The sequence below is a fragment of the Rhodococcus sp. IEGM 1351 genome, assembly GCF_030056875.1.
GTDB classification, from domain to species: Bacteria; Actinomycetota; Actinomycetes; order Mycobacteriales; family Mycobacteriaceae; genus Rhodococcus_F; species Rhodococcus_F opacus.
Genome location: NZ_JASHKU010000013.1, coordinates 105169 through 115371, shown reverse-complemented (window position 1 = coordinate 115371; position 10203 = coordinate 105169). Strand labels below are relative to the sequence as shown.

The 10203-nt window shown below is 69.0% G+C and carries 9 protein-coding genes; 6 read left to right on the top strand and 3 right to left on the bottom strand.

The window, feature by feature from the left end; translation table 11 throughout:
• Window positions 1-81: 81 nt before the first annotated feature.
• From QM806_RS22990 to QM806_RS22970, 5 genes are all read left to right on the top strand, one after another.
• The gene (locus QM806_RS22990) at window positions 82-1302 is read left to right on the top strand and encodes a lipase family protein (protein WP_005570621.1); all 1221 of its coding nucleotides are present in this window, start codon (window positions 82-84) and stop codon (window positions 1300-1302) included.
• 147 nt (window positions 1303-1449) lie between these two features.
• Window positions 1450-2109: an SDR family NAD(P)-dependent oxidoreductase gene (locus QM806_RS22985; RefSeq protein ID WP_242323018.1), complete on the top strand. Its 660-nt coding sequence runs from the start codon at window positions 1450-1452 to the stop codon at window positions 2107-2109.
• 74 nt (window positions 2110-2183) lie between these two features.
• Window positions 2184-4541, top strand: coding sequence for an ATP-binding protein (locus QM806_RS22980; RefSeq protein ID WP_120661485.1), 2358 nt, complete (start codon window positions 2184-2186; stop codon window positions 4539-4541).
• A gap of 277 nt (window positions 4542-4818) precedes the next feature.
• Window positions 4819-5208: a Zn-ribbon domain-containing OB-fold protein gene (locus QM806_RS22975; protein ID WP_005570623.1), complete on the top strand. Its 390-nt coding sequence runs from the start codon at window positions 4819-4821 to the stop codon at window positions 5206-5208.
• A gap of 5 nt (window positions 5209-5213) precedes the next feature.
• Window positions 5214-5534 (top strand): hypothetical protein, encoded by a 321-nt coding sequence (locus QM806_RS22970; RefSeq protein WP_005246323.1) that lies wholly within the window; start codon window positions 5214-5216, stop codon window positions 5532-5534.
• A gap of 13 nt (window positions 5535-5547) precedes the next feature.
• Here QM806_RS22970 and QM806_RS22965 read toward each other — a convergent pair whose 3' ends face one another.
• The 3 genes from QM806_RS22965 to QM806_RS22955 are packed head-to-tail and all read right to left on the bottom strand — an operon-like array spanning window position 5548 to window position 9157.
• Window positions 5548-7644, bottom strand: a complete 2097-nt coding sequence (locus tag QM806_RS22965) for a xanthine dehydrogenase family protein molybdopterin-binding subunit (protein WP_054246532.1) — start codon at window positions 7642-7644, stop codon at window positions 5548-5550.
• Window positions 7641-8633, bottom strand: coding sequence for an FAD binding domain-containing protein (locus QM806_RS22960; RefSeq protein ID WP_054246533.1), 993 nt, complete (start codon window positions 8631-8633; stop codon window positions 7641-7643). Before QM806_RS22960 ends, QM806_RS22965 begins: the two co-directional genes overlap by 4 nt.
• Window positions 8630-9157: a 2Fe-2S iron-sulfur cluster-binding protein gene (locus QM806_RS22955; RefSeq protein WP_005255769.1), complete on the bottom strand. Its 528-nt coding sequence runs from the start codon at window positions 9155-9157 to the stop codon at window positions 8630-8632. Before QM806_RS22955 ends, QM806_RS22960 begins: the two co-directional genes overlap by 4 nt.
• A 75-nt stretch (window positions 9158-9232) precedes the next feature.
• Here QM806_RS22955 and QM806_RS22950 point away from each other — a divergent pair, with 75 nt between their 5' ends.
• Window positions 9233-10150: an amidohydrolase family protein gene (locus QM806_RS22950; RefSeq protein WP_054246534.1), complete on the top strand. Its 918-nt coding sequence runs from the start codon at window positions 9233-9235 to the stop codon at window positions 10148-10150.
• The last annotated feature ends 53 nt before the right edge of the window (window positions 10151-10203 follow it).

Sequence of the window (10203 nt, the reverse complement as noted above, 5' to 3'; positions counted from 1 at the left end):
TTGCCGTAACGGGCGGGCCCGAATACCGATATCTCCTGCGAACTCGGTAACAATCGATCTCTAGGCAAACTAGGAGGCGGCATGAAGCGCGCACGTATCACGAGCCTCACCGCGGGTGCGTTATGTGCCGCGTTCGTCGCCTGCACCACCGTCGCGAACGTCGGAGTCGCGGCCGCCGTGCCGATCTATCCCGCATCCGACCCCGACCCCTTCTACCTGCAGTCGCAGGGGCTGGCCGCTGCAGCGGTCGGGGAGCCCCTCGCGGTCCGTCCGATGCCGCCGCTGCTCGCCTTCCCCGACACCGACGTCTGGCAGGTGAAGTACCGCACCACCAACTCGGAAGACCACCCGATCTCGTCGGTCACCACCGTGCTGGTACCCCGCACCCGGCCGGTGAACGGGCCGCTGCTGTCGTATCAGCACATCATCAACGCGCTCGGACCGCGGTGCGCGCCGTCGCGGACCCTGTACTCGAACGACCCCGACCTCCAGATCAAGGAGGCGCCGGCACTGAACCTCGCACTGCAGCGCGGCTGGACGGTCGCGCTTCCCGACCACCTCGGCCCGAACAGTGCCTACGGTGCCGCGAAACTCGGCGGAACCATCACTCTGGACGGCATCCGCGCGGTTCAGCGGGTGCCCGAACTCGGTGTGGCGGAGAGCCCGGTCGCGCTCGCCGGATACTCCGGCGGCGGCATGGCGTCGGCGTGGGCCGCGGCGCTCGCACCCACGTACGCGCCGGAACTGAACATCGTCGGTGTCGCCGAGGGCGGTGTGCCCATGAACATCGGCAAGATGGCCAACGGACTCGGCATGCAACCGCATCCGGCATTCGGTCTCGCGATGGCGGCGGCACTCGGACTCGAGCGTGAGTACCCGGACCGCCTGCCGATCAGCGAGCAACTCAACGATCGCGGCCTGGCGATGCGCGACGAGATGGTCAACGCGTGCACCAACGGCATTCTGGCGGCCGGCGCCGGTCGCAGCGCGACGGAGGTCGCCAAGACCACCGACCTCATGAGCAGCCCGCAGGCCTGGGAGGTGCTGAACGAGAACAGCGTCGAGCTGTACCCGGGTGTTCCGACCGCGCCGATCTTCGAATGGCACAGCCCGACAGACGTACTCATCCCGGTCGACTCGATCGAGGCGACCGTCGCGCGTTACTGCGCCGCCGGCGCCAAGGTGCAATCCGATCTGTTCCCGAGCCCCGACCACCTGACCACCGCCGTGCTGGGCCTGCCGACCGCCCTGGACTACCTCGACGCCCGGTTCCGGGGCGACCCGGCGCCGTCCAACTGCTGATTGGTGCGGCGGCGATCAGCGACGGGTTGCGGGTGCGGCTCGTCGCCGGATTGTGTTCTGCCCGTACACAGTCCGAAAGTTGAGCGTTTGAGCAGATCTACCAGGGGGTATTCGGAACTCATGCACCCCAGCACACGCACCGCAGTCGTGACCGGATCGGACTCGCCGATGGGCCGAGCGGTCGCACTGGCGCTCGCGGACGACGGGTTCCACATCGGCCTCGCCTACGCCGCGGACCGGGACAGCGCCGAGTCCACCGCCGCCGACATCCGGTCCAGATCGGTGAACGCGGCCGTGCAGCGCATGGATCTGGCCGACCTGCCCGACTCCGCGGCCGCCGTCGACGAGTTCGCCCGGGAACTGGGCGGAATCGGCGTTCTCGTCAGCTGCCCCGGCAGCACCGCCGTCGAGTGCATTCAACGCGCCGTGCGTTACATGATCGCGAGCGGTGAGGGCGGCCGGATCGTCAACATCACCCCCTCGTCGTCCGGGCTCGGCGGACTCACCGGCCTGCTCGCCGCCGAACTGGCGCGATACTCGATCACCGTCAACTCGGTCGTGGTGCCCGCAGTCGAACCGGACTTCGCATCGCCCGGCCCCGACGACCGGGAAGTCGCCGCCGTCGCGTCGTACCTGACCGCGCCGGCCGCAATGTTCGTCACCGGGGCCGCCTACGTGGTCGACGGCGCCCGGATCGCCATGATCCCGCACAGCCTGACCGAGGCCGCCACTCGCCGGCCGGCCCGCCGCGCCAACCGCATCCGGTCCTACACCGGTCGCTGGGCGCCCACCCGCTGGACGAGGTGATCCGGTTCGCAGGGCCCCGAGACCGCGGACCCGCAGCCGAAAGCGTCGTTGCCGCCGCGCACCGGGAGTACCGTGTGCGCAGGGGGCTGCGAGTCGAGAGTGACGGTGTGATGCCGGCGGCAGTGAAGGGCACAGTGGGAAACCTGCCCCACGAACTGACGAGTTTCGTCGGCCGTCGCCGTGAGGTGACCGAGGCGCGACGTCTGCTGTCCGTGTCACGTCTGGTGACACTCGCCGGGATCGGCGGTGTCGGGAAGACCCGGCTGGCGTTGCGCGTGGCCGCCGATGCGAGCCGCGCATTCGAGGACGGCGTGTGGCTGGTCGAGCTGGGGGAGCTGGACGACGACACGACACTCGTCGACGCCGTGTCGGCGGCACTGCGACTGCGCGAGCAGCGCTCCGGGAACCCGGAGGTGCTGCTGACCGAGTACCTCGCGACCCGGCAACTGCTGCTGGTGCTCGACAACTGCGAGCACGTGGTCGCCGCGGCCGCCGCGTTGTCGGAGACGTTATTGCGGAGCTGCCCGGAGTTACGGATCCTCGCGACGAGCCGCGAACCGCTGGCCATCGGCGGCGAGGCGGTACTGCGGGTGCCGCCGCTGACAGTGCCCGAACCCGAACGCTCGTCCCTGCAGGGGCTGCCGCAGTACGAGGCGGTGACGTTGTTCGTCGAGCGGGCGGCCACCGCGGTGCCGGAGTTCGAACTCACCGAGGAGAATCATGTGGCGGTGGCCCGGATCTGCCGCCGGCTGGACGGATTGCCGTTGGCGATCGAGCTGGCGGCGGTGCGGCTGCGGGTGATGTCGGCGGAACAAATCCTGCAGCGGCTGACCGACCGCTACCGGCTGCTGACGGTCGGATCGCGGGGCGCGCCGAGCCGGCAGCAGACCCTGCGGCTGTGCGTCGACTGGAGTCACGAGCTGTGCACCGAGGAGGAACGCGCGCTGTGGGCGAGGCTGTCGGTGTTCGCCGGCGGCTTCGAACTGGACGCGGTGGAGGGAATCTGCGCCGGCGACCTGCCGGTGGAGAACGTCCTCGACGTGGTGGCGTCGTTGATCGACAAATCGATCCTGATCCGCGAGGAGTCGGGGCCGGCGGTGCGGTACCACCTGCTCGAGACGGTGCGTGACTACGGCCGTGAGAAATTGCAGGAGACCGGGGAGTACGTGTCGCTGCGCCGGCGGCACCGCGACTGGTACGAGCAGCTGGTGGTGCAGTGCGAGGCCGAGTGGATCGGACCCCGGCAGGTGATGTGGATCAGCCGGCTCGACGCGGAGACGCTGAACGTGCGGGCGGCCCTCCATTTCAGCCTGACCGAGCCGGGGGAGGCCCAGACGGGGCTGCGGATCGCCGCCGCCCTGTACCCGTACTGGCGCGCCCGCGGACTGCTCCGTGAGGGTCGCCGTTGGCTCGGACAGCTGCTGGGACGGCACCCGGGCGGCGCGAGCCGGGAACGGATCGAGGCGCTGTACGTCGACAGCGTGCTCGCGGGCATGCACGGCGACCGCGAGGCCGCGAAAGCACTGGTCGACGAGGGCGCCGTCCTCGCCGACAGGAACGGTGACATGCTGATGCGTGCCCTGGTGGTCCACGCCGCCGGGTGCTGCGCCATGTTCGCCGGGGACCTCCCGCGCGCACGGGCATGCTTCGAAGATGCGCTCGCCGAATTCCGCGACAAGGGCAACCTGCTCCAGTTGACGTGGGGACTGCTCGGGTTGGCGCTGGTGAGCGGCATGCAGGGCGACGGGGCAGTGGCGAAGATGTGCGGATCCGAGATCTTCGCCCTGACCGAGGCCCACGGCGAGTCCGTGTACCGGGGCTGGTCGCTGTGGGCGGCGGGAATGGCTGCGTGGCAACGCGGACACCTCGCCCTCGCCGACGACTACGTGAAGCAGGGACTGCGGCTGTCCCATCTGGTCGACGACCGGATCAGCGCGTGCGGGGCACTCGAGGTGCTCGCCTGGGTCGCCGTGGGTGCCGGCCGGGCCCAGCAGGCCGCCGAACTGATGGGCGCCGCGGAGGCGGTCGCGCAGACCGTCGGCAACCCCAGCACCGTCTACCCCAACCTGCTCGTCCACCACGCGGAATGCGAGCAGCAGGCCCGCGCCGTGATCGGGGACCGCGCGTTCGACGCCGCCTTCGACCACGGTATGCACACGTCGTTCGACGATGCGGTCGCGTACGCGCTCGACGAGCAGCGACCGGAGGCGGTGTCGGCGTCGAACGGGGCGACGCACCTGACCCGACGCGAATGGCAGGTCGCGGAACTGGTCGCCGACGGGCTCACCAACAAGGCGATCGCGGCCCGGTTGGTGATCTCCCAGCGCACGGCGCAGGGGCATGTCGAGCACATTCTCGCGAAACTGGGTTTCAACTCGCGCACCCAGATCGCGGCGTGGATCGTCGAACACGCACAGGACCCGCGCCCCTGACCGGGCACCTGCACGGGACGAAATATAGGTATGTCCCCGGGTCGTTCAGCCGCTGTACTTCGCCGCCGCGGACGGGATGCTCGTACGCGTCCCCCCAATCCGGCTCCAGACCGAGGCCCCCGATGTCCACTGATCCCCGAACACACCGAAAGCCTGACCCCCAACTTCCACGGCCCCCGATTCTCCGTCGGGCGCACACCGACCGGTGTCTTGTGTGGATCGGGGGAAACCGAATGGCAGACGACGTGGTGGGGCAGGAACTCACGGGGGTGACGGCGTGACCACGGACGGCATGACCCGCTGGCAGGGACTCGCCCAGAAATGCGAGCTGATGATCCAACGCTGCCTCAACTGCACGACCCTGCTCGCGCCGTTGATGGCCACCTGCTCCGCTTGTCAGGGGTCGAACCTCGAGCGTGTCCCGTCGTGTGGCGTCGGATCGATCGTGTCCTCGAAGGTGGTTCACCGTGAGGTGAACGAGGCGGACCGTGGTCTCGTCCCGTGCACGATCGCGATCGTCGAACTCGACGAGGGTCCGTGGGTCTACACCTGGATCGACGGCGACGTCCCGGCACCGTCCGACTGTCCGGTTCGCGTCGAGTTCCGCCCCGCGTCGAGGGCGGAACAATTGCCGGTGTTCGCGGTCCGCTCCGCCGGTCAGCGGTGATCGGCGTGACGACACAGACCGCGGACGAACCGGAGGAAGCGTTCGGCACCGAGTGGCTGCGCCTGGCGCTTCGCCGGTGCGATCTGCTCGCGCAGATGCACTCGGTGAGCTCGGATGCCCGGTGGATGATCAGCTTCGCGATCCAGTGGGCACCGTTCGGTGGTGCCAGCGCGGCGGAACTGCTGGAGCGATTCGGTGTCAGCCGCCGACGCTTCATGGAACTCGTGCTCGAGGGACTCGCACCGAAATCCACCGATGTCCAGAAGATCCGTGCGATGAAAAGTCACCTGCGCACGTCCCTCGCGCAGGCGTGGGACGTGCGCTAGCTGCCCCGGTGGATCACCCGGGCAGCAGATCGTCCAGGTGGATCGGCACCTTCCGGACCCGGACGCCGGTGGCGTGACGAACAGCGTTCGCCACCGCGGCCGCGGCCCCGACGATGCCGATCTCGCCGGCGCCCTTCGATCCCATCGGGTTGGCGTGCTCGTCGACGTCGTCGAGGCACACCGCGTCGAGGTACCTGATGTCGGCGTGCGTGCTGACGTGATAGGAGGCAAGGTCCTGGGTCACGACGTGACCGAATCGGGGGTCGTTCACACTGCTCTCGTGCAAGGCCATCGAGATGCCCATGGTCATCCCGCCGAGGAGTTGCGACCGAACCGTGCGGGTGTTGATCACCTGGCCGATCGCGAACACCCCGAGCATGCGTTCGACGCGGATCTCGCAGGTGTCCCGGTGGACGTGCGCCTCCACGAAGTGGGCACCGAACGAGTGGAGCGCGAACTTGTCGGCGTCGGGGTTGTCGGGCGTCCCCGCACTCGTCGCCGCGCCCGGGGCGGGTGACGTGCCGTGCTGGTCCCGGAACGCCCGGGCCGCCGCGACGATCGCACTGCCCCAGGAACTGGTACCCGTGGAGCCGCCTGCGACGGTCGCCGACGGAAGATTCGTGTCGCCGATCTGCAGGACGATTGCGTCGAGGGGACAGCCCAGAGCGTCGGCGGCGATTTGCGTGAGCGCGGTCCATGCGCCGGTGCCGATGTCGACCGACCCGATCTGCACGGTGTACGTGCCGTCGGATTCGTACACGATCCGGGCAACCGATCCCGGTGACGTGTTGGCGGGATACGTTGCGGACGCGACGCCCATCCCCACCTGCCACTCGGAGTCCGACCCGGCCCGCGCCGTCGCGTCGCGGTCCGCCCACCCGAAGCGCCGGGCGCCCTCCCGCAGGCAGTCGGTGAGGCGCCGACCCGACCAGGGGCGGCCCGTACTCGGGTCGACGTCGGGTTCGTTGCGGATCCGCAGTTCGATCGGGTCGAGTCCGCAGGCCTCGGCCAGTTCGTCCATCGCCACCTCGGCCGCGAACATGCCCGGGGTCTCGCCGGGCGCACGCATCCAGGAGGGGGCGGGCACGTCGAGGGACGCGAGACGGTGGGTGGTGTACCGGGTGCCCGCGGAGTACATCAGCCGCGACGGGACTGCCGCCTGTTCGGCGAATTCCTTGATCTTCGCGGACTGCACGATCGCCTCGTGGGAGAGCGCGGTCAGCCGTCCGTCCGCATCCGCCCCGAGCCGGATGTGCTGCACCGTCGGGGTGCGATACGCGGAGAGGGCGAACATCTGCTGCCGGGTGAGCGCGAACTTCACCGGCCGGCCGTCCACCCGCTGCGCCGCCAGCACCACGAGCACGTCGTGCGCGTGCGGCAGTCCCTTGGAGCCGAAGCCGCCGCCGACGTACGGGGCGATCACCCGCATCTGCTCGACTTCGAGTCCGAACATCGGTGCCAGCGTCTGCCGCACGGAGTGGACGCCCTGCGTCGAATCGTGCAGCGTCAGAACCGGTCCGCTGCCGCCCGGGGTCCATCGGGCGATGGCGGCGTGCGGTTCCATCGGATTGTTGTGTTCCATCGCGGTGGAGTACACCTGATCGACCGTGACCGCGGCGGCGGCGAGTGCCGCGTCGACGTCGCCGTCCTCGGTGTCGGTCGGGAACCCCGCGTTCACGTCTTCGGGGGCGTACAGGTCGTCCCGGCCGGAATGGAAGTCGGTGTCGTGGGATTCCACGTCGTAGTCGACACGCACGAGGCTCGCGCCGTGCCGGGCGACCTCCGGTGTCTCCGCGACCACCGCACCCACGAACTGGCCGCGGAAGTGAACCTCGGGGTCCTGCAGGATCGCGAGTTCCCCGTCCGAGGTGTCCGCGAGGCGGGGCGCGTCGAACACCGTCAGGACCGCGAGCACCCCGTCCAGGGCTTCCGCGTCGGCCGTGTGCATCGCCCTGACCCGGCCGCGTCCGATCGTCGACAGGATCGGATGCAGATACGTCGGCTGCTCCACGGGGTACTCGAACGCATACAACGCCGAACCGGTCACCTTGTCGTGGGCGTCCAGCCGCTCGGCGGAGGTTCCGATCACCTTCGGATCGACGAGGGTCATCGGCGCGCCTCCTCGGTGAGTGATCGAAGTACCGACACGAGCACCCGCCGGGTCAGTTCGACCTTGAATTCGTTTCCCGGAAGTGGTTGTGCCGCCGCGAGTTCCGCGCCAGCGGCCTCGGTGAACGTGTCCTCCGTCGGCTGCGATTCGACGAGGACCTCCTCGGCGAGCGTGGCGCGCCAGGGCCGGTGTGCGACCCCGCCGAGCGCGACCCGTGCCGACGTGATCGACGCATCCTCGATCGTCAGCTCGGCGGCCACCGACACCAGCGCGAACGCGAAGGAGGCACGGTCGCGCACCTTCCGATACGCGGACCGGTTTCCGGCGGGCGGCGGGGGCAGCTCCACGGCGGTCACGAGGTCGCCGTGCGCGAGGACGGTGTCGTGCTCGGGCCGGTCCCCGGGAAGCCGGTAGAACTCGCTCAACGGGATTCGCCGTTCACCGTCGGCACTGCGCACCACCACGACACCGTCGAGCGCCGCCATCGCGACGGCCATGTCGGACGGGTGCACAGCGACGCAGTGCTCCGACGCGCCGAGAATGGCGTGGTAGCGCACGTAACCGCCGATCGCGGAACATCCGGTGCCGGGCTCCCGCTTGTTACACGGCGTCGAGACGTCCTGGAAGTACACGCACCGGGTCCGCTGAAGCAGGTTTCCCGCCGTGGTCGCGACATTGCGCAGCTGTCCCGACGCACCGGAGAGGAGCGCGCGCGACAGCATCGGGTACCGGGCGCGGACGACGTCGTGCGCGGCGAGATCGCTGTTGCGGACGGCCGCCCCGATCCGGAGCCCGCCGTCCGGAAGTTCGACGACGTCGTCGAGGGGGAGACGGCTCACGTCGACGAGGAGATGCGGGTGCGCCACCCCCAGCTTCATGTGGTCGACGAGGTTGGTGCCGCCGGCGAGGAACGACGCCCGCGGGTCACCCGTGACCGTGGCGACGGCACTGTCGACGTCGGTGGCCCGCTCGTAATCGAAGGGAATCACGCCTCCGCCGCCTGCCTGATCGCCGCGAGGATGTTCGGGTACGCGCCGCACCGGCAGAGGTTTCCGTTCATCCGCTCCCGTATCTCGTCGTCGGTGAGTTCGGGCGGAGCGGTCAGGTTCTCGGTGACGGCGCTCGGGTGCAGGGCCAGGAACTCGTCGAACATCCCGATCGCCGAACAGATCTGACCGGGCGTGCAGTAACCACACTGCAGTCCGTCCTGCTCGACGAATGCCTGCTGAACGGAATGCAGCACCTCTCCGTCGGCCAGTCCGTGCGCGGTGACGACGCGGTCCCCGTCGTGGGCGACGGCGAACGTGAGGCATGACGTGGCCCGTCTGCCGTCGAGGAGGACGGTGCACGAGCCGCACTGGCCGTGGTCGCAGCCCTTCTTGGGCGCGGTCACCCCGAGGTGATCGCGAAGCGCGTCGAGCAGCGTCGTGCGGGTGTCGACTTCGAGTGTCCGTTCCTCACCGTCCACGGTGAGGGTGATCTTCCGGTAGCGGGGGCTGTCCGCGACATTCATGGCGGGAGGTTACCCGCGGGCACAGATCCCGAATCAGAGTCGGCTCCCGCGGGAATTGCTGGTATATCGGACCACATGGCCTCTGCTCAGTGGATCGACACGCACGTGCATCTGGTGGACTTCCTGCAACATCCCGCCGCCGTGCACGAATTACGCGACACCCTGGTCGACGCCGGTGCGCAGCGCGCCGTGGTGTTCGGTCTCCCGCTGAAGAAGAAGTGGTCGACGGCCGAGCCGGTGCGGCCGGACTACTACCTCGACGACAACGCGCCGTGTCATTACCACTCGCTGACCGACGCCATCGTCCTCGACCTGCTACCCGAACTCGAATCCGACGGCCGGTTGACGGTGGCGCCGCTCGTCTGTGGTTTCGATCCCACCGACCGCCTCGCGGTCGAGCATGTCGAATTCGTGTGGAGTCGCACCGATCGCTGGGCCGGTGTCGGTGAGGTCATGTTCCGGCACGACGACCTCACGAATCTCACGCTCGGCGAGGTGCCCTCTCCCGACCACGTGGCGATGGACGAGGTTCTCGCGTTCTGCGCCGAGAAGGAGGTGCCGATCTCGCTCCATCACGACTCCGCCTCGACCGGAATGCCGGGCAGGCACGAATACATCGGCGCACTCGAGCGAGCCCTCGAACGGCATCGGTCGACCTCCGTCGTCTGGTGCCACGCGGGCGTGTCGCGCCGCGTCGACCCCAGCGGTCAGTTGGGCCTGGTCCGCGAACTACTGGGTCGGCACCCGAACTTGACCGTCGAACTGTCGTGGGTGCTGCTGGATCGAATCGTCGACGGCTCCGACGTCGCCGCCGACTGGGTGGAAGTGATCACCCGGCATCGCGACCGATTCGTCGTCGGCACGGACACCGTGGGCAGGGCGGAGACGGTGAAGACCCGGGGACGTCAAATCCGTACGTTGCTGGGTGCGCTACCCGTCCCGGTCGCGCACCAGGTTGCCGTCGTCAACGCCGAACGGTTGTGGTTCCTCTGACGACGGACTGGGTACTTGCTGAACCCGGAAACAGTGAGTGATCAGGAGGGGGA

Bases quoted from the DNA above. Each gene is read 5' to 3' on its own strand.
- QM806_RS22990 (WP_005570621.1), top strand. From the start codon at position 82: ATGAAGCGCGCACGTATCACGAGCCTCACCGCGGGTGCGTTATGTGCC.
- QM806_RS22965 (WP_054246532.1), bottom strand. From the start codon at position 7,644: ATGACCCTCGTCGATCCGAAGGTGATCGGAACCTCCGCCGAGCGGCTG.
- QM806_RS22955 (WP_005255769.1), bottom strand. From the start codon at position 9,157: ATGAATGTCGCGGACAGCCCCCGCTACCGGAAGATCACCCTCACCGTG.
- QM806_RS22950 (WP_054246534.1), top strand. From the start codon at position 9,233: ATGGCCTCTGCTCAGTGGATCGACACGCACGTGCATCTGGTGGACTTC.